The sequence below is a fragment of the Tardibacter chloracetimidivorans genome (genome assembly GCF_001890385.1).
Classification (GTDB): domain Bacteria; phylum Pseudomonadota; class Alphaproteobacteria; order Sphingomonadales; family Sphingomonadaceae; genus Tardibacter; species Tardibacter chloracetimidivorans.
In genome coordinates this window covers 19540-35881 of the sequence record NZ_CP018223.1, presented here as the reverse complement: position 1 = coordinate 35881, position 16342 = coordinate 19540, and the positions used below count along the sequence as shown (strand labels likewise).

General features: G+C 60.2%; 25 protein-coding genes. 6 read left to right on the top strand and 19 right to left on the bottom strand.

Annotated features, from left to right (window positions below):
- Positions 1 to 14: 14 nt before the first annotated feature.
- From BSL82_RS18385 to BSL82_RS18365, 5 genes are all read right to left on the bottom strand, one after another.
- The gene (locus BSL82_RS18385) at positions 15 to 1262 is read right to left on the bottom strand and encodes a tyrosine-type recombinase/integrase (protein ID WP_072598990.1); all 1248 of its coding nucleotides are present in this window, start codon (positions 1260 to 1262) and stop codon (positions 15 to 17) included.
- A gap of 694 nt (positions 1263 to 1956) precedes the next feature.
- On the bottom strand, positions 1957 to 2904 hold the full coding sequence (locus tag BSL82_RS18380; protein WP_072598989.1) for an LLM class flavin-dependent oxidoreductase: 948 nt from the start codon (positions 2902 to 2904) through the stop codon (positions 1957 to 1959).
- Positions 2897 to 3424: a nuclear transport factor 2 family protein gene (locus BSL82_RS18375; protein WP_072598988.1), complete on the bottom strand. Its 528-nt coding sequence runs from the start codon at positions 3422 to 3424 to the stop codon at positions 2897 to 2899. Before BSL82_RS18375 ends, BSL82_RS18380 begins: the two co-directional genes overlap by 8 nt.
- On the bottom strand, positions 3421 to 3825 hold the full coding sequence (locus tag BSL82_RS21640) for a nitroreductase family protein (RefSeq protein ID WP_083579381.1): 405 nt from the start codon (positions 3823 to 3825) through the stop codon (positions 3421 to 3423). The genes BSL82_RS18375 and BSL82_RS21640 overlap by 4 nt, the downstream gene beginning before the upstream one ends.
- Complete coding sequence (locus BSL82_RS18365) at positions 3815 to 4468, bottom strand: amidohydrolase family protein (RefSeq protein WP_072598987.1); 654 nt, start codon at positions 4466 to 4468, stop codon at positions 3815 to 3817. The genes BSL82_RS21640 and BSL82_RS18365 overlap by 11 nt, the downstream gene beginning before the upstream one ends.
- Before the next feature lie 11 nt (positions 4469 to 4479).
- Here BSL82_RS18365 and BSL82_RS18360 point away from each other — a divergent pair, with 11 nt between their 5' ends.
- From BSL82_RS18360 to BSL82_RS18345, 3 genes are all read left to right on the top strand, one after another.
- A complete protein-coding gene (locus BSL82_RS18360; RefSeq protein WP_006949122.1) occupies positions 4480 to 5244 on the top strand; it encodes an IS6 family transposase in 765 nt (254 codons plus the stop codon).
- A gap of 307 nt (positions 5245 to 5551) precedes the next feature.
- Positions 5552 to 5914: a helix-turn-helix domain-containing protein gene (locus tag BSL82_RS18350; RefSeq protein WP_070936432.1), complete on the top strand. Its 363-nt coding sequence runs from the start codon at positions 5552 to 5554 to the stop codon at positions 5912 to 5914.
- Positions 5850 to 6497 (top strand): IS630 family transposase, encoded by a 648-nt coding sequence (locus BSL82_RS18345; RefSeq protein ID WP_056379675.1) that lies wholly within the window; start codon positions 5850 to 5852, stop codon positions 6495 to 6497. Before BSL82_RS18350 ends, BSL82_RS18345 begins: the two co-directional genes overlap by 65 nt.
- A 12-nt stretch (positions 6498 to 6509) precedes the next feature.
- Here BSL82_RS18345 and BSL82_RS18340 read toward each other — a convergent pair whose 3' ends face one another.
- From BSL82_RS18340 to BSL82_RS18300, 9 genes are all read right to left on the bottom strand, one after another.
- Entirely contained in the window at positions 6510 to 7553 is a 1044-nt protein-coding gene (locus BSL82_RS18340) for a relaxase/mobilization nuclease domain-containing protein (protein ID WP_056379678.1), read from the bottom strand.
- Positions 7540 to 8091, bottom strand: coding sequence for a plasmid mobilization relaxosome protein MobC (gene mobC / locus BSL82_RS18335; protein WP_021223042.1), 552 nt, complete (start codon positions 8089 to 8091; stop codon positions 7540 to 7542). Before mobC ends, BSL82_RS18340 begins: the two co-directional genes overlap by 14 nt.
- A gap of 190 nt (positions 8092 to 8281) precedes the next feature.
- Positions 8282 to 9256 carry a ParB/RepB/Spo0J family partition protein gene (locus BSL82_RS18330; protein ID WP_226998754.1) on the bottom strand — a complete coding sequence of 325 codons (975 nt, stop codon included), beginning with the start codon at positions 9254 to 9256 and terminating at the stop codon, positions 8282 to 8284.
- Positions 9257 to 9303: 47 nt separating this feature from the next.
- Positions 9304 to 10047 (bottom strand): ParA family protein, encoded by a 744-nt coding sequence (locus BSL82_RS18325; protein WP_056379726.1) that lies wholly within the window; start codon positions 10045 to 10047, stop codon positions 9304 to 9306.
- Positions 10048 to 10092: 45 nt separating this feature from the next.
- Complete coding sequence (locus tag BSL82_RS18320; protein ID WP_226998753.1) at positions 10093 to 10440, bottom strand: hypothetical protein; 348 nt, start codon at positions 10438 to 10440, stop codon at positions 10093 to 10095.
- A gap of 9 nt (positions 10441 to 10449) precedes the next feature.
- The gene (locus BSL82_RS18315; protein ID WP_007016081.1) at positions 10450 to 10701 is read right to left on the bottom strand and encodes a helix-turn-helix transcriptional regulator; all 252 of its coding nucleotides are present in this window, start codon (positions 10699 to 10701) and stop codon (positions 10450 to 10452) included.
- Positions 10702 to 10807: 106 nt separating this feature from the next.
- On the bottom strand, positions 10808 to 11122 hold the full coding sequence (locus BSL82_RS18310) for a single-stranded DNA-binding protein (RefSeq protein ID WP_056379684.1): 315 nt from the start codon (positions 11120 to 11122) through the stop codon (positions 10808 to 10810).
- A gap of 393 nt (positions 11123 to 11515) precedes the next feature.
- Positions 11516 to 12214, bottom strand: coding sequence for a recombinase family protein (locus BSL82_RS18305; RefSeq protein ID WP_021223037.1), 699 nt, complete (start codon positions 12212 to 12214; stop codon positions 11516 to 11518).
- Positions 12204 to 12905: a sigma factor-like helix-turn-helix DNA-binding protein gene (locus BSL82_RS18300; RefSeq protein ID WP_226998752.1), complete on the bottom strand. Its 702-nt coding sequence runs from the start codon at positions 12903 to 12905 to the stop codon at positions 12204 to 12206. Before BSL82_RS18300 ends, BSL82_RS18305 begins: the two co-directional genes overlap by 11 nt.
- A gap of 224 nt (positions 12906 to 13129) precedes the next feature.
- Here BSL82_RS18300 and BSL82_RS18295 point away from each other — a divergent pair, with 224 nt between their 5' ends.
- Positions 13130 to 13351 (top strand): helix-turn-helix domain-containing protein, encoded by a 222-nt coding sequence (locus BSL82_RS18295; RefSeq protein ID WP_226998751.1) that lies wholly within the window; start codon positions 13130 to 13132, stop codon positions 13349 to 13351.
- Between the two features lie 32 nt (positions 13352 to 13383).
- The gene (locus BSL82_RS18290) at positions 13384 to 13644 is read left to right on the top strand and encodes a hypothetical protein (protein ID WP_226998750.1); all 261 of its coding nucleotides are present in this window, start codon (positions 13384 to 13386) and stop codon (positions 13642 to 13644) included.
- A 15-nt stretch (positions 13645 to 13659) separates the two neighbouring features.
- Here the strand turns inward: BSL82_RS18290 and BSL82_RS18285 are convergent, their stop codons facing one another.
- From BSL82_RS18285 to BSL82_RS18275, 3 genes are all read right to left on the bottom strand, one after another.
- Positions 13660 to 13899, bottom strand: coding sequence for a hypothetical protein (locus BSL82_RS18285; protein WP_056379691.1), 240 nt, complete (start codon positions 13897 to 13899; stop codon positions 13660 to 13662).
- Between the two features lie 62 nt (positions 13900 to 13961).
- Positions 13962 to 14183, bottom strand: a complete 222-nt coding sequence (locus tag BSL82_RS18280) for a hypothetical protein (protein WP_004213291.1) — start codon at positions 14181 to 14183, stop codon at positions 13962 to 13964.
- Between the two features lie 231 nt (positions 14184 to 14414).
- Positions 14415 to 14888 carry a PraA/PraB family alkane oxidation protein activator gene (locus tag BSL82_RS18275; protein WP_072598985.1) on the bottom strand — a complete coding sequence of 158 codons (474 nt, stop codon included), beginning with the start codon at positions 14886 to 14888 and terminating at the stop codon, positions 14415 to 14417.
- A 184-nt stretch (positions 14889 to 15072) separates the two neighbouring features.
- On the opposite strand from BSL82_RS18275, the gene BSL82_RS21220 reads away from it, so the two are divergent.
- Positions 15073 to 15411: a hypothetical protein gene (locus BSL82_RS21220; RefSeq protein WP_072598984.1), complete on the top strand. Its 339-nt coding sequence runs from the start codon at positions 15073 to 15075 to the stop codon at positions 15409 to 15411.
- Between the two features lie 94 nt (positions 15412 to 15505).
- Here the strand turns inward: BSL82_RS21220 and BSL82_RS18265 are convergent, their stop codons facing one another.
- Both BSL82_RS18265 and BSL82_RS18260 read right to left on the bottom strand, forming a co-directional pair.
- The gene (locus BSL82_RS18265; RefSeq protein WP_021223033.1) at positions 15506 to 15823 is read right to left on the bottom strand and encodes a hypothetical protein; all 318 of its coding nucleotides are present in this window, start codon (positions 15821 to 15823) and stop codon (positions 15506 to 15508) included.
- 221 nt (positions 15824 to 16044) lie between these two features.
- On the bottom strand, positions 16045 to 16323 hold the full coding sequence (locus tag BSL82_RS18260) for a hypothetical protein (protein WP_191225261.1): 279 nt from the start codon (positions 16321 to 16323) through the stop codon (positions 16045 to 16047).
- Between the last annotated feature and the right edge of the window lie 19 nt (positions 16324 to 16342).

Below are 16342 nucleotides of genomic sequence, written 5' to 3'. Positions count from 1 at the left end.
AAGGCAGAGCGCACTCAAACAGCGCGCGCCAATTCCTTCGCTTTCGCATTGGACGGCGGTCCTGCGTCCTGGTCATTGTCCGCGCAGCCGGTCAGATAGGTCGCCCAAAGCTTCATCAGCACGCGGCGCTTGTCGAAGAAGTCGGTTCGCCGATATGCGGCCTCGACAGCATTCGCCACTTTATGCGCCAAGGCCTTGTCCGCGATCTCCTTGGCCGTGTCGGTCTGTTCGGCCGCCCAATCGGTGAAACTTGACCGAAACCCATGAACCGTGATGGCCACGATCTTCATGTCGCGCAGAACCTTGGTCATGGTCATGTCGCTGATCGGCTTGCCCGTGCTGCCTGCGAACACGAACTTGGATTGCAGCATGGCCAGTTTCTCGCTGTGCTTGCCATCCAGTTCATACAGCGCGTCCCCATGAAGCCGCTTGAGCAAGCTCAACGCGGCTAGTGCCAGCGGCACGACATGCGGCTCCTTCATCTTCATGCGAGTCGCCGGGATCGACCAGATGCCCTTTTCAAGATCAAACTCGCTCCAGATGGCAAGCCGGGTCTCGTTCGACCGTACCGCCGTCAATATCGTGAGCTTGAGAGCATCGCGTCCGACCGAGGGCGGCAACGCGAAGAGCGTGTCCATGAAATCCGGAATCTGCTGATAGGGCATCGCTATGCGATGCTGGGCCTTGTTGGTTTGGCGGGGCAGACCACGCCGCACGGACCGCAGCGACACCTCCTCTGCGATCCAGCCTTTGACATGGGCGTAGTCGAGGATCGCGCCGATTCGCTGGAACAGCCTTCGCGCCGTGTCCGGGATGGTCAGCCAGATCGGCTCCAGCACCCCGAGCACGGCAGCGGTGTCGATCTCATCGACCCGCTTGCTGCCGATCGTCGGAAAGATGTGGTTCTCGAAGCTCGATATCCACGAAGCATGGCGCTGATCCTTCCATCCGCCTCGCATCGCTTCATAGCAGCGCCGGGCGACTGTCTCAAAGGTTGGGGCGGCTTTCCTCTGGAGCCCTCTCTCTGTCACCGGATCGATGCCGTTGCGAATCATGCGCCTGATGTCGGCCGCCAGGCTTCGTGCATCGGCAAGTGACACGTCATGAACTGGCCCGAGACCGAAATCGCGGCGCTTGCCTTTGTGTTGCATTCGAAGCACCCAGGAGCGCGAACCACTTTTGCGAACGACGAGGTAGAGACCATGAATGTCGGCATACCGGCCGGGACCGGCATTGCGGACCTTGAGCGCAGTCAAAGCCACAGCAAAATTCCTTTTGCGCGACGCCAGACCGTACCACATTTTAGGCGCGATATTGCGGCATCGGTTGATACACCGTGCTATAGTGCTCGAAACACGAATCAAGCGTTTTCAAATAGTTGAGACGATCTGAGTTCTATTGCACAACAGGTGATCTAACCGTAGGGGTCACCAAGCGTTTTCAAATACTTAGCACGCAAGCGCTTGTCCAATAGCGGTGGCGTCGCAAATAGCTTTCCCGAGACATCCGACAGCGTTTGGTATTATCAACCAAGACCACCTCAAAAATCCGCAGAAAAACGGCGAAAACGGCTATTGAATAAACTTCTCCAGACGCTCCCGGGGAGGCATATCGACAGCCGGAGTCTTCATAATGGACGATCCAAATCGACAAGGTTGATGGCAGCGTACTTTCGGCCAGAGCAACGCCGACGGATCGGACTCCAGCCTGTGGTCGCGAGGCATGTTCATTGTCCTGGTCGTGATGAAAGTCTGCTTCGCGTCTTCAACGGCGACGCGAAGCACCTCACCGATGGCAGCTCTGGAAAACGCTTTCAAAAGAGAACTAAGGCCGCTGATGTTGCTTGACCCGCGAGTGCTCTTACTAAACCGTAATAATTACGGCTCTCATCATTCTGCATTTTCCAGAAGCATTGAAAATGTATATTATACTATGAAACGTACGTTCGTTTAAACATTATCTTATTTCCGGAAGTATTTCATTCGCCAATATTTGCAGCTGCTCTCTGTATTCTCTATCCCGCTTGTCCATTGGAGCAAGGCTGAACATGTTGCAGCCGACCGATATATATTGCTTCAGTCGATCTATGATGCACCGAGCCGTACCGGCGAGTGCGAACGCTTTCAATTGATGGGTGTTTCCGGCGAGCTTAAGTTCCCGTGGGAACCCAAGATTCATATTCAGCGACTTCTCAGCCGCGATTTCATCACTGCTGTCGATGTGGAAGTTCAGCAGCATTCCACGCTGGAACGACTGATCGAGACGATTGGCCTGGCGCCTCGCCTCATCAATGATCTTGTTGTCACGCGCAAACCCGTTAGGCGTCAGAAAAAAACCTATCCAGCCATCGGCAGCCGTCCCGGCACGCGCCAGAGCGACGGGTGCGCGACCAGCAAGATAAAAGGGTATGTGAGGCGGCGCCGGGCCCAGGGTTACATCGGGCAAGGTCGTGAACCGGCCTTCAAATGCAACGGCTTCCCCCGCGAACAGCCGCCGCAAAAGCGGGATGGCTTCGTCCAGCCGCGCTCCACGCTCTTTCAGTGAGATGCCTGCGGCTTGCCATTCCCGCGGCCATTCCCCGCCGACGCCGATTCCGAGCTTGAACCTGCCTTGCGACAAGACAGCCAGCGCCGACAGTTGTGCGGCGACCACGGCCAGTTGTCGCATCGGCAGCAGCAATACGCAGGTGCCTATCTCGATCCTGGAAGTATGGGCCGCTGCCCACGTCAGACTGGTCAAGGATTCAAGAAATTGCCAAGGGTGCACGATGTGATCGCCAGCCCAGAGCGTATCGAATCCTTGCGCCTCCGCCCATTGTGCCGTCTCGACCAGCAGATTGGTGCTGAACGGTTGTTCGCGGGGAACGTGCGTCGGCAGCATGATGCCGACCTTGACCTCATTCACGGGACAGCCCGGCCCCCGGGATAATCCGGCAGGCAAGATCGTCGGGGCCACGCTTGCCGAGATTCCGAATGTAACTTTTCGGCCATTTGAACGTGCTGTCAGTGATGGTGGTCCAGTCGTAGATCACGGTCCGCCGCGCTATCTTCCAGGTGCCGTCTCTTCTTTGATGATAATCGACATAGCGGGCATAGCCGACCATATCGAACGGGCCGGTATCACCTGATCCATTGAAATGGAGCGCGGTGATGTAGCTGAGACTGGACGCGGTATCACCTGACACATTGATGGTGATGTTGCTGAGAGTGTGGCTCGTCCCCTCGAACCGCGGAAGCGTCGCTTCGCAGTGACGGATGAAATCCTTCGGCCCTCCCTGGAACACGCCATAGTCGAGTTCGGCATCCGCATGGAAAAGAGCCTCAAGCAGCTCGAGATCGACCCGGTCGCTCGCATGACAATAGGCGTGCAGGAGATCCCGGATTTCGTCCTTGGCGATCAGCTCATCGAGGCGGTCGACGCTCATAGATTCCTCCAACATTGCCATCGTACGGCATCGCGCAACGGAGCCCCGCGATAGGCCTGGGGGAATTCGACATCGGGCTCATAGCCGGTATCGGCCGGGTAATCGGCTTTCGACGCGTGATCGAACAGCGCGGTGCGCAGGCGATCGGTGGCCGCGCCGTCGGTAACGATCACTTCCCAAGGCTGCGAATTGCACCAGGACGGGGTCATCTGGGCCAGTTCGAGCATCGCCTCGATGGTGGCACGCGGCACGGGTTCGGGGCGAAAGGCCCGGCAGCTGAAGCGCTCCGCCAGCAGACGGGACAGAGCCTGAGCATCTTCAGGCAGGTCACGGCGCTCTCGCCGCTCCACTAACTCCAATGTGCCGTCAGACTTGTCCCCGATCCGCACCTCATCCGGCATGGCGCGCCGTATATTCGGCGGGAACGTCGAACCTGAACATCCGGGCGGCGTTCAGACCCAACAGCTTCGCCCGCGTCGGCTCGTCCACAAAGGAATCGAATGTCCGCTCGATCGCCTCTGCCGAATGCGGCCAGGATCCCTCATGATGCGGGTAGTCGTTCGCCCACATCAGGCAATCCTGCAGCTTGTAGGCATCACACATCCGGAGCGCCGCCTCGTCCTCGCCGAAGGAGGCGAAGCAGTTCGCGCGGTAATATTCGCTCGGCAGCATCTTCATCTTGGGACGCACCCACATGTGATGCTTCTTGTAGCCCTCGTCCATCGACTGGAGCATCCACGGCACCCAGCCTGCATTCGCCTCGATCGTCGCCACGCGCAGCTTCGGGTGGCGTTCGAACACTCCGGAGGAGCACATGTTGACGATCGGCTCCATCGTTGGCGCCAGCGCATGGACCACATAGTTTATGATCGCCCCGCCATTGCCCCTGGCGCCGCGCGGATCCTTCGAGGTGCCGACATGATAGGTGATCGCCAGATCATGATCCTGGATCGCGGCCCACAGCGGATCATAGATCGGCAGATTATAATTGGCTCTGTTGCAAACTCTGACACGGTTTCCAAGATTGGGCTCATGTACTGTCAAGGTCAGTTGCGATGAACGATTTCAAAGGACGGCATTTTACCGGCGAGGTCATCCTATGGGCGGTGCGCTGGTATTGTCGATACGGCATCAGCTACCGTGATCTCGAGGAAATGCTGTCCGAGCGTGGGATCGATGTCGATCATACGACGATCTATCGCTGGGTGCAGCGCTACGCGCCGGAGATGGAGAAGCGTCTCCGCTGGTTCTGGCGGCGCGGCTTTGATCCGAGCTGGCGTCTGGATGAGACCTACGTAAAGGTGCGGGGCAAATGGACCTACCTGTACCGGGCGGTCGACAAACGGGGCGACACGATTGATTTCTATCTGTCATCGACACGCAGCGCCAAAGCGGCGAAGCGCTTTCTGGGCAAAGCTCTTCGTGGCCTGAAGGACTGGGAAAAGCCGGCCAAACTCAATACCGACAAGGCACCCAGCTACGGCGCAGCAATCGCTGAGCTGAAACGCGAAGGCAAACTGGCGGCGGAAACCGAGCACCGGCAGGTGAAATATCTGAACAACGTGCTCGAGGCCGACCACGGCAAGCTGAAGATGCTGATCAAGCCGGTACGTGGCTTCAAGTCGATGCCAACGGCCTACGCCACGATCAAGGGCTTCGAGGTCATGCGCGCCCTACGCAAAGGACAGGCCCAGGCATGGTGCCTGCAGCCAGGTATCATGGGGGAGGTGCGCCTGGTTGAAAGAGCATTCGGAATTGGACCCTCGGCCCTGACCGAAACCATGATTATGCTCAATAAGCATTTCGCCAATGCTGCCTAATCCCCCAACTGGGTGACGCCGCGCGGCCGTGCCCCATGTTTGCAACAGAGCCCTCTCGATTATTTCAACGGCAACGTCACAAATCCGTTCGATGAGCTAACATGGCCCAGCATTGCCGAAGGATATCTTCTAGTCGCGCAGAAGGCGGTATCAGACGCCTTGATCGCCTTGGAACGTGCAAACAGCGTTGGTTGGACCAAGCACGGCAAGTAGCTAGAGTCGGATGCGACCAAGTTGAATCGGCGAGGATTCCCATCGGGCTGATTTTCTGATTCAGAGTGCTGGCTGGGACGGAGGCCGGCATGGGATGGGCAAGCCTTATTCAGATGATCTGCGCGACCGTGTCGTTGCGGCGATGGCGGCGGGGAGGAGCTGCCGTGACGTTGGGGCGGCGTTCGCCATCGCGCCGAGCACGGCGGGCAACTGGTATCGACGCTATCAGCGAACGACGAGCCATGCGGCGCGGCCGATGGGTGGCGACCGGCGCTCGAAGCTGACGGAGCAAGCGGGATGGATCGCCGATCGGCTGGCGCAGGCGTCCGAGCTGACGCTGGGCGAGGTGCGGGACGATCTTGCCAGGCGCGGCGTCGCGGTCAGTTACGCGAGTGTCTGGCGGATGGTCAGGCGGCTCGGGCTGCGGCACAAAAAAAAGGACCATCTTCGCGACTGAGCAGGACCGGCCCGATGTCGTCATCGCCCGCGACATCTGGCGCGCGGCGCAGGCCGGGCTGGACTTCGCTTCGCTGGTGTTCGTCGACGAGACCGGGACCACGACCAGCATGACCCGGCTGCGCGGCTGGGGTCGCAAGGGCAAGCCGCTCTACGGCCAGGCGCCGCATGGCCACTGGATGACGTCCACCTTCGTCGCCGGGCTCCAGCACGATGGCATCCTCGCGCCGATGCTGATCGACAGACCGATGAACGGCAGCATCTTCCGGCAATGGCTCGTCGAACACCTGATCCCCGAGATGCGGCCGGGCAGCATTGTCGTCTGCGACAACCTGCCGGCGCACAAGGTGGCCGGGATCCGCCAATGCCTCGAGGACGCCGGGATGGGACTGCTCTACCTCCCGCCCTACAGCCCCGACTTCAACCCGATCGAACAGGCCTTCGCCAAGCTCAAAGCCTTGCTACGCCGCGCCGCACCCCGATCGTTCGAAGCCATCTGCGACGCCCTCAAGCTCATCCTCAACCGCTTCAGGCCAGCCGAATGCGCGAACTACCTCCGACACTCGGGCTATGTGCAAACCTGAGCGAGTCTGACTCTAGCGTTCTGGCCCTTCACGCGAACGATCGCGGTCCCTAGATCGTTCGTTCTGCCTCTTCCGCTCGATCGCGGCAACCGATCGCTCATGGATTGTAGGCGTTCGCCCTGCCCCCACAAACTCCCGCACCTGGTCGGCAAGCTGGCGATCAGCTGGATCGCTGCTTACCTCAAGCCGCTTGGCGGCGGCTAGATAGCGGCGATGCGTCTCATTCCATGCCTGCCGCCCGCGCACCACGAAATCCGGAGCGGTGGACCGTCCCGCCAGCTGGTCGCGTGCGGCGGCAGTGATTTTCTGATTGGCAAACGGCGCAGGTGCGGTGCCGGCCATGTAGCGCTGCCGCATCCGATTCAGGGCCATGCTTTGACCGGCTCGGCCGACACCACGCGCTGCGCGAGGCGTTGCCTCCGCTGTAACCCCCCTCGCCCGCAATTCCTCGGCAAAGCGCTCTCGGTAATGATGCAGCGTTTGAGGTCGCGGGTTGAAGCGTCTTCCCGTGTCACCGCGCGCCGCAACCGTCACATGAACGTGGGGCCGCGGTGTGTCCGTATGCAGCGCCAGGACGTAATCCCACTCATGCCCGATCTCGCTCCGCGCGACCTCGCGCACCGCTGAAAGAACCTTGTCGGGGTCTGTCCCTGACGGCATCGAAAAAACCATGCTCACGGCGGCTACGGTAGAATTGTCACGCCAATAGACAGGATCGCCCCAATCGCGCGCCAGCTCCGCCCGATCTTCCTTGTCAGTCAGAATGTCGCCATCACGCGTTTCAAGCGGCACATCGCCTTTTCGACCGATATAGTCGAAATGCGCAGCCGCGTGGTTCTTGCCCTTCGGCCTGCCCGTAACCTTGACCATGACCTCCGGAGCACGGCTGACAACGCGGGCAAGCCGCGCCCGGGTGCTCCCGCCCTGGCCTGCCCGCCTCGAACTCAGCGAGCGCAGCAACATGTCAGCCCCGCGCCTGTTCGGGTCGCTGGTCAGCTTTGGTTTGAACAGCGCGGCGAGCTGTCCCGCCTCAAAGCTGCTGTCAAAGTCGCTCACTGGAAACCTCCCAATAGGACAGGTCAGCTTTCGTAGCAGCGCCGATACCTTCGACGGCAGCGCCGATCGCCGCGCGCAGGTCGTTGACCTTTTGCAGCTCGCCGGCGATCTCCGCTGCATTGTCCGCCAGCGCCATCTTGTTCGCGGCTCGGGCGATCTGATTCACGTTGCGCCCAATGCGCTGCAACGCCTGACGGCAATTCAACAGCTCCTCGCGCAATTCGCGATCGACAGGCGCGGCAATGCCGATGTGTCGCCGCACAAGAGCCATGGCCCAGGTCGCCGGGGTCATGCGGCGCTCTTTTGCGCGATGGCGGATCACGGCCAGTTCGGTTTCGGTCGGACGAAGATAAAGGCGATGCTCGCCAGCGGCCTCGCGGTCGGCAACAGGCGCGGCCTCGCTGGCCGCCCCGGACTGCCGGAGCACGGCGTCCACCAGCTGACGCATAAAGGGGCCGCGCCCTCCCCTTGTCTGCGCGAGCGCGTCGATCTTTGCGAGTTTGGTCGCCTCGATCTTGAAGCCCAGCGTCTTTTCCATGTGGGGTAGGTATCTCCCAACCGTGAAGCGCGATCCGATGGGATTGAGCGTAACGGTTAACATTAGCCGCCGCAAGGCTTATCCTGCCATACAGTAGATACCTACCCCACAAACAAAAAGCGGTGGCAACTGCCACCGCTCTAAATTCCACGTCGCCTCGATGCTGAGTGAACGTGGACGGTAAAAGCTATCAGAAGTCGAAGGTTTGGGGCGCGGCCTCGCCGTCGAACCGAACCGTAACCTGGCCGCTTAGAACAATCCCGCGACGGCCCTGAATGATGATGGCCGGTGCGTCGGTGGCCTCTTTCGGCTGACGAGGGGTGCGCGGCTTGTGATCGGAAGGATCGGCAAGCGTTGCGCCCTCCCCTTCCCGCTCGTCGGCGCGGGCATCCGGTTCGGGCCGCTCCTGACGTTCATCCGTCGCACTGGTGGCAACTGCCACCGGCGCGCGCGAAGTTTGGGGCGGCGCTGGATCGTCAATCGCTTTAGCGGCACCGGCCTGCGCACTCTCTTCCTCGGGAATGCCTTGGAGCGTAGCAAGAAACTGCTCACAGGCGGCGGCTGTTGGATTTTCGTTTGCGACCACGAAATTGCGCGTAGCCTGCTCGTCCAGCTCGATCGCGTGTTTGATCGCGACGGCGGCACGCGGAGAACAATTCTTCAACGCGGCGAGAATGTCCTCGGGCAAGGTGCGCAGCGAGTAGAGCCGCTTCACTTCCGAATGCGGCTTGGCGATGCGCGCGGCTAGATCCTTTGTCGAGAGCGTATCACTGACGCGGCTCGCGATGAAACTGACGCGCTCGGCCAGACTCAGGGCTTGGCGTTGCTCGTTCTCAAGAAACTGGTCGAGGCCAATATCGCGTTCGGCGTCCGCCTGATCCAGAACGGTGTCGATCTGATCGAAACCAAGCTGGCGGCACGCGCGATAGCGCCGCTCGCCGTAGCGGATGATGTAGCGACCATTCGACGTTGGCGCGACAACGATGGGTTGCAGCAAGCCGCGGTCCTTGATGGTCGCGGCCAGTGCATCAATCTCGGCCTGGTCGAACTCTCGGCGAACCTGCGTGGGGTCTGGATCAATGTCATCGAGCGGAAGGCGCTGAAACCGTCCAGCGGCCTTGAACTCGGTATTCGCGGGGACGGCCGAAAAGTCCATCGCGTCCATATCGAAGTCGGCAAAGCTCTTCTTCGCCGGTTTGACAGCTGCCTTGCTCATGCGGCCTCCCTCTCAGCTTGATCGACAATGTAGGAGACGACTTCGCGCACGATCGGCGCGCTACGCCGCGTGTCCTTTGCCAAGCGCCAAACGGGAACTTCGAGTAGAGCCGCCTCGCGCATGTGCTCGCGGTGTGGAATGGTGTGCGGCACCACATTGGCAGGAAGCGCCTGCCCAATGCGGTCCATCAGCATTTTTGAAACTTCGCTCGTTGTCTGAACGCGATTGAACACGATCCCGAACCGGGTCGCGTTCCCCTCCCCGCGCACCTTGTTTGCAAGGCTGATGCTTTGCGAGATTTCGTTGAGCGACTGACGCGCGGTTTTGTCGGGGTCCAGTGGGACCGCGACATAATCGGACGCAATCAAGGCCATGAGGTTCCGGCCATCCCACGCGGGTGCAGTGTCGATCACGCAGTAGTCGTAGTGCTTGGCAAGGCCGGCACGAATGGCGCGGACATAAGCGCCGATGTGCTGGCCTTGCTGCGGGCTGTCAGTCGTCAACTCGACGATCTGGCGTGTGTTCTTGAAACAGGCCAGCGCCGGAGGTTCTTTGTTCGGCTCGAAGTCAAGAATCGACTGAACCGGGCCGATCTGCTCGAACTCCGCTTTCAGCATCCCGGCACTGTGGCATTGCTTGTCCAGGTCCAGGACCACGACACGCTTGCCCTGCTCGGCCAGATGCCACGCGATATGACAGGTAAGCGTGGTCTTGCCGATGCCGCCGCGCTCATTGGTCACTACGATTGTTCGCATTGAGAATCCCTTCAATGGCTGCGCCACGGGCTACTTGTGCCAGCGGTTATGGGCGGCGCTGTTTCCCGATCCGAAGCGATACTGCGACTGCATATACCATGGGTTCGGATCGTCATTCAGGTTGAGGCCCTTGCCCTTGCGGCGCGGGCCGGTCTGTTCGGTCGGTGGGTCTTTGCCGAAGAAAACGATCAGCACGAAGACGGCGACGGCTCCCACTCCGAGCCAGCCAAAAGCGAAATAGGCCGCGAGTCCGACTGCAAGGACGACGATCAGCGCGATTGCCGCGATCGCAAGCCACAGGGCAAGCGATGCCCAAAGCATGACAGTCCGTAGCACGCTGGCTGCGCGCCGAAGTTTGCTGGCAATCTCACGGCGCATAGCGGCCTCCTAAGCTGTTCGGCTCTCGCCTCGCTCGGAGCCGATCAACTTAGGGAAAGGCTGCTCCCTGAAGATGTTCGGCACCTCGGTTCGCAGGGCACGCGACATACGGAGCGCCGTCAGCAAAGTGGCGTCCTGCCTGCCGTTCTCGATGGCCGCGACTGTTTCAGGTGAGACTTGAATCCTCGCTGCCAGCTCGGATTGCGTAAGTCCGGAAGCGACGCGCAAGCTCGCTACACGATTGAACAGTTTGGCCGCCACAGATGCCTCGCATAGTTATACCCTATTCTTGTTAGGGTCTGTAAATGGCATTGTCCACAAAAAAGGGCGGCCACCAGGCCGCCCGCTTTAGGTAAAGGAAGGGGGCTTAGTCAGCCCCGCCCCGAGCCAAGATACCCAGCCCCTCAGCGATCAGGTCCACCGAGTAGCGGGTTTCGCCATTGCTCTCGTAGCTGTTCTGGCGGACCCGTCCGGTGATGTGAACCAGGTCGCCCTTGCCCAAGTCAGCGGCGCGCTCTGCCAGCTGGCGGAAGAACGTCACGCGGTTCCAGTGCGTATCGGTCTTCCATTCATCGCCATCCTTGCGGTTGTAGTTCGCGGCGACGGAAACATGGGTGACTTTATCGGTCGTATCGACACTGCCAACGCGGCCGATGATCCGAAATTCAGCGATGTTCTGCATGGTAGTCTCCTTTGGATAAGCGTTGCTGACGGATTTTTTGCGGCGGAGCTGAGCCACGCGGGCAAGCTGAAAATGGGAGGGTCCGCTTGCGGAAACCCAAGGCCGAAGGCCGGTTTTCTGCTTGCCCGCATTAGTGGTGATGCGGAGTTCGTATCCGTCAGACAGCAACGCCCAAAGGAAACGGCCCGAGTAGATGCAGCAATTTGGACTGGCGGCGGTGGCAGCTGCCACCGGCCATTGGCGCTCATAGGTCGCTGCGCTCGATCGGCGCGGCGGCGATTGGAAAACCCTGTCGCGGTTCCGCCGCTCTTGCCCTGGCTGGTAGTCCGATGACGCGGGCAGGGGACTGCCGGTGGCAGCTGCCACCGGCTTGAAGCCGAACAGAAAGGGCGATCAGCGATTCCGCTCATGGTGATTTCGTTGAGGGCTGGGTTCTTGCACCTGGGCGGCACGGTGGGCCGCCCATACCCGCTTGACGGTGCTGCGGTCGCAATCGGCCAGCTCTGCGGTTTTGGCGATGCTCTTGCCCGCCTCGCGCAATGCCACAATGCGGGCGTGCGTTGCCCGATCGCCTTTGCGCCCTCCACTGCGGCCTGCGGCCTTTGCCAAGGCGATACCTTGGCGCTGTCGCTCGCGCCGATCGGTGTAATCGTCGTGGGCCATCTGCAGGGCGATCTTCAAGAGCATCGCCTGAACGGATTCGAGCACGATGCGGGCGATGCCCTCGGCGTCGGCCGCGAGGTCGGACAGGTCCACGACGCCGGGGATGGCAAGTCGCGCGCCTCGCGCACGAATTGTCTCAACCAGTTGCTCGGCCTCGGCCAAGGGAAGACGACTAATCCGGTCGATCTTCTCGGCAATCACCACTTCACCGGGTTGAAGATCGGCAATCATGCGCAGCAACTCGGGGCGGTCGGCACGGGCACCCGATGCCTTCTCCCGATAGACTGCCGCGACATAATAGCCCGCTGCCTTCGCCTCGGCCACGATGGCATCCTGTCGGCGTAAGTCCTGTGCATCGGTGCTGACGCGCAAATAAACGCGGGCGATCTGCGGCGCGAGGGCAGGGGACGGCTCAATATCAGTGGCCATCGTTTGTTGAAGCTTCCTTGCCTAGCTGGGGACCATCCGGGGGAGAAGCCAGCATGTTGGATATGCTGGCTTCTGCGCTCGCGATCGCATCGCGGATTTCATCGGCCTGTTCGCGCAGCGCCGCTAATTGGCGGTCGCGCGGCAAAATTGCCCTCAGCCAATTAGCGCGCTGCTCGATTTGAGCGATCTGTTCGGCAAAAAACTGAGCGTCGGATTTCATCCGATCAAGCTCAGCCTGCGCCATGCGTAGTTTACGGTTCCAAGCGGAATCGCGCGCCTTCGCTCGCCTGACCTCATCCCGGTCTTGCTTGGCCTTGCGCTTCCGCTCCTGATCTAGCGCCTTTTGCAAGGCATCGCGTTTCCTGATCCGCTCGGCCTCAGCCGCTTCATCATGCCGGCGCGCGATCAAAGCATCCAACGCCGAACGATCGTGAATGTCTATGTTGTTGCAGACCCATCTGATCCTTCGGAATGCCTTGTCCTCGATTTGGCCGATGCGGCTTGGCGACACACCGACGATCTTTGCAGTCGCGGCTAGAGTGAGCGCGGGAGAGGGGCCAAGCCCGATCCGCAAGCGGACAACCTGTTGCTCATGCGGCTCCAGCATCGCGATCAACCGCTCGATGGTTCGATGGTCGGTAATCGGCCTCTCCACATCGCGCTTTGCAAGCCGAGCTGCGAACAGCTCCATGGCCGATTTCATCGCGTCGTCCTGACCGTCCATGCAGGGTTTGAACCTCGCTCGTCCAAATATGGCGCACAATCTATACCATCTGCGCTAGGCGCGAAAGCCATGGCGCAGAAAGCCGTTTGAGCAACCCTATTGCGCCATGCCGTTGGAACCGACATTCTGCGCCTAGCGAAAAGGAAACGAGCGCGATGCCAACCCTACACCTGAAACGAACATCGCCGTTGATGACCCAGCTCGGGGCCAACATCGCTCGCGAACTAAAGAAACTAGGCATAACTCAAGGGGAGTTGTCCGAACGCTCGGGCGTTGCGGCGTCGCATATTTCATACATGGTTCGCGGACAAGGCAATCCAACGCTTGCGACCTTGGAGAGCCTTGCCGATGTTTTCAGATTATCGGTTGTCGAATTATTGGCAGCGGATAGCACTTCCGACGATAAGTCCTGAAAGGCAGTCGCTTTATTTGATTGGAACGATCTATGTCCAGTAACCCGCCCCGCGAATTTGACCGCCTGCCACAAGATGCGCCGTTGGTGCGGGCAATGGGGGGAGCACTCTCGATTTTTGCCACGCTGCTTGCGCGCCAAGGCATTGTCGAGACGGGCGAGGTCGCAAACTTGTTGGGTATCTATGCGGTAGCGACAAGCGAAGTCGATAACGAAGAGGGCATGATCTTGGGATGCTGGGCAGCTATGATCCGCGACGTGGCAGAGCAACAGCGCAAAGCCGCTCGCGGATAAACCCCGCGCATGGCGCTAGCCGTGCGCCGCCTCGATGTGCTGGGCCAGCTCGGCCAGATGATCGGGATCAAGTAGATCCTCTGCGGCAAGATCGACCGCGAAAAACTCGCCCTCACGGGGAGGCGCGCGATCGGCGGCAAACGCGGCCAGATAGGGCCGTGCCTCGTCCGTGGCGATCCAGCGCCAGAAAGCATTGCCCTGGCCGAATAAACCGCTCTCGAACATATCGAGCCGTGCTTGTGCGAAGTCGGTCAATTTGCGTCTCCTGACAATCGGGCGGTTCGGCAAAAAAAGGGAGGCCGAAGCCTCCCTTTGTCTTACTGGAACAGTTTGATGAATGCGGGCGCGAGGCCGATGACTGCGAGGACGAAACCGACACTGCCGATGACCCAGGTTTGCGCCGTCAGCTTGCTTTCGATTCCCTTGTTCGCCTCCTGAACCTTCACGGCGATATACTCCTCAATAGCCTCTACAACTTCCGCTGCGGCGTCGTCGGACAGATTAGCCGCTTTCAGTGCTCTAAACAATTTGATGTGCATCCGGTTCTCCTTCTCGTTGGTGACGGGAGACACCCGGCATGGGCACCGGCGCCGGCTGTCAGGGACCGCGAAGCGGCCGCGTTAGCGGGCGGTGGGGGAGCCGATTTGCGTAGCAAATTGGGGGAACCGCCGATCCTTGAAAGCTGGCGCGCACCCATGCCAAAATGCCACGACACACAGAGAGAAGAGATTGCACGGGCCGGGGTTCGATGCCCCGGCCCGTGCACGCGGCTACGGAGTTACGGTCAGCGCGGCCCCGGTGTTGAGGTTAGCATTGTAGTTGCAGCTAGACCCGAAATTCACCGAATTGAAAAAGAACGACGTTGCGTTGTTTCCGCTCTTCATAATGGTGAAGGGCACGTTCTGCGACGTGCTGCAACCATTGAGGTTGCCGCCAATGATCCTGAATCCATGCAGAACCCCGGTCGTAGCTGACGTAGCTGACCAGGTGGTGGCGGGCACCGAAAGCTGGCCGCAATTCGGATTGGTATCTCCGACACCGCCGGAAATTGTTCCGCCCGTGGATGAGGTGGTTTGCGCCTGCCAAGTCCAACCGCAAGCCCAAATATTACTGCCCTGAACCACGTTCCCACCTCCCTTGAGGGTGAACGGGTAGCTCGTTGGTGCAACGGTCGCTGCGAACGATGGGCTTGCCAGGGCAAGCGTCGCCAATGCGCCAAGCATGGCGCGAACAGCCATTTTCATGGCTCTCTCCTTTTCAGGTTGTGGGACCGGTCCTCGCGGTTATCCGGCTCCCGTTAGCGGGATCATTCCCCGCCCCTGAAAAGTAACGCGAAGGGGCGGGCCGACGCCAATCAACTTATTGTGATCGCTTGCTTGCGGTCGGTGGCGCGCAGGCTCATATCCTGATGGTTGGTGAGGAAGGCGTATGGGCGTAGCGGCAAATTCATTGAAGATATGCGCGTTGCTCTCGATCGCAGCGCCGGTTGCCGCGCAGTCTGCCAGAGAACACCCGCGCGTCGTCACTACGCCAGATGGCCGCACCGTGTATGTGGTGCCGGCGCAGCCGGGGGCTAGTCGCACGAACAGACCCCCGGTGCGAACCGTAGTCACGCCCGATGGCCGCACCGTTTACGTTGTGGAAGAACAGCCCAAGGACACGCGCAGCCCAAGGCAACGTTGCATTGATGAGGAAGTGGCGCGCGAAGGCGGTTCGCCTTCGCAGCTCACAATGGGCGCGATCGACCTAAAATGCAGCCAGCGTTAAACGATAAGCTCTAGGCCCGCACTGGATGGGGCACCGAGATCATCGGTTTCGGTCAACGGGCGAAAAGGGGCGGGCCAGGCCCGCCCCCCCGGCGTCAGCCGGATTGGCCGCGCTTTGCTTTGGCCTCTAGGACTAAGGCGACAAGCTGCGGATCAAAGCACTCGCCGCGCTCGATGTTGCGGATGCCGGGACCGTCCAGCACATCCTTGATGCGATCCGCAATGATCTGCGCCAGCTCGGCCGAAACAGCCTCGATGTCGGCGCTCGTCTTGCCGATGAACATCGGATCTTTCGGCCACATGCTCTCCGCATCGAAATGGTCCTTGTCGTTGACCGCATTCCTCAAGGCGTCGATCGCTGCATTTCCAAGCGCGCGCTCGAAAGCCAGCTGAGCGAACAGACGATGAGACATAACAACCTCCTTGTTGCCGGAATTGGCAAGGCCAAGGGGAGGGTCGCGCCGGGTCGGGTCAGGGACCGCGAAGCGGCCGCGCTAGCGGGCGGTGGGGGAGCCGATTTGCGCAGCAAATTGGGGGGACCGCCGATCCTTGATGCGGCCTGGTGCGTCCCTCATGCTAGGAGGACACTGACGGGGGGATTTAACAAATCAACGCCTGCCCGAAGGGCAGACCGCTACCTTGGGGCTTCCCTCGCCCGCACCATGGCGCTGTATTCCAGCAGTGCTTGCCGGACATTCTCATCATCGGTGACGGTAAGGGCATGACTGGTTGCGGACGCATGATCCGTCCGCATTTCAAGCCACGAGATACGCGCTGCATCTGGCTTCTGACGGTCCTGTTCCAGTGCAATTTGTTCGCTGTAACCGGCGATCACGTCATTGATCGCCTCAAGCGCTGCCTCATAGGCAATGGCCTGATCTTGCGTCCACAAGGGTTCTGAGGGGGCGTCCATAATCACAGGCTAATTTAAG

Bases quoted from the DNA above. Each gene is read 5' to 3' on its own strand.
- BSL82_RS18375 (WP_072598988.1), bottom strand. From the start codon at position 3,424: ATGAGCGTCGACCGCCTCGATGAGCTGATCGCCAAGGACGAAATCCGG.
- BSL82_RS21640 (WP_083579381.1), bottom strand. From the start codon at position 3,825: ATGCCGGATGAGGTGCGGATCGGGGACAAGTCTGACGGCACATTGGAG.
- BSL82_RS18360 (WP_006949122.1), top strand. From the start codon at position 4,480: ATGAACGATTTCAAAGGACGGCATTTTACCGGCGAGGTCATCCTATGG.
- BSL82_RS18350 (WP_070936432.1), top strand. From the start codon at position 5,552: ATGGGCAAGCCTTATTCAGATGATCTGCGCGACCGTGTCGTTGCGGCG.
- mobC (WP_021223042.1), bottom strand. From the start codon at position 8,091: ATGGAAAAGACGCTGGGCTTCAAGATCGAGGCGACCAAACTCGCAAAG.
- BSL82_RS18330 (WP_226998754.1), bottom strand. From the start codon at position 9,256: ATGGACGCGATGGACTTTTCGGCCGTCCCCGCGAATACCGAGTTCAAG.
- BSL82_RS18320 (WP_226998753.1), bottom strand. From the start codon at position 10,440: ATGCGCCGTGAGATTGCCAGCAAACTTCGGCGCGCAGCCAGCGTGCTA.
- BSL82_RS18310 (WP_056379684.1), bottom strand. From the start codon at position 11,122: ATGCAGAACATCGCTGAATTTCGGATCATCGGCCGCGTTGGCAGTGTC.
- BSL82_RS18305 (WP_021223037.1), bottom strand. From the start codon at position 12,214: ATGGCCACTGATATTGAGCCGTCCCCTGCCCTCGCGCCGCAGATCGCC.
- BSL82_RS18300 (WP_226998752.1), bottom strand. From the start codon at position 12,905: ATGGAGCTGTTCGCAGCTCGGCTTGCAAAGCGCGATGTGGAGAGGCCG.
- BSL82_RS18295 (WP_226998751.1), top strand. From the start codon at position 13,130: ATGACCCAGCTCGGGGCCAACATCGCTCGCGAACTAAAGAAACTAGGC.
- BSL82_RS18290 (WP_226998750.1), top strand. From the start codon at position 13,384: ATGTCCAGTAACCCGCCCCGCGAATTTGACCGCCTGCCACAAGATGCG.
- BSL82_RS18280 (WP_004213291.1), bottom strand. From the start codon at position 14,183: ATGCACATCAAATTGTTTAGAGCACTGAAAGCGGCTAATCTGTCCGAC.
- BSL82_RS18275 (WP_072598985.1), bottom strand. From the start codon at position 14,888: ATGAAAATGGCTGTTCGCGCCATGCTTGGCGCATTGGCGACGCTTGCC.
- BSL82_RS21220 (WP_072598984.1), top strand. From the start codon at position 15,073: ATGGGCGTAGCGGCAAATTCATTGAAGATATGCGCGTTGCTCTCGATC.
- BSL82_RS18265 (WP_021223033.1), bottom strand. From the start codon at position 15,823: ATGTCTCATCGTCTGTTCGCTCAGCTGGCTTTCGAGCGCGCGCTTGGA.
- BSL82_RS18260 (WP_191225261.1), bottom strand. From the start codon at position 16,323: ATGGACGCCCCCTCAGAACCCTTGTGGACGCAAGATCAGGCCATTGCC.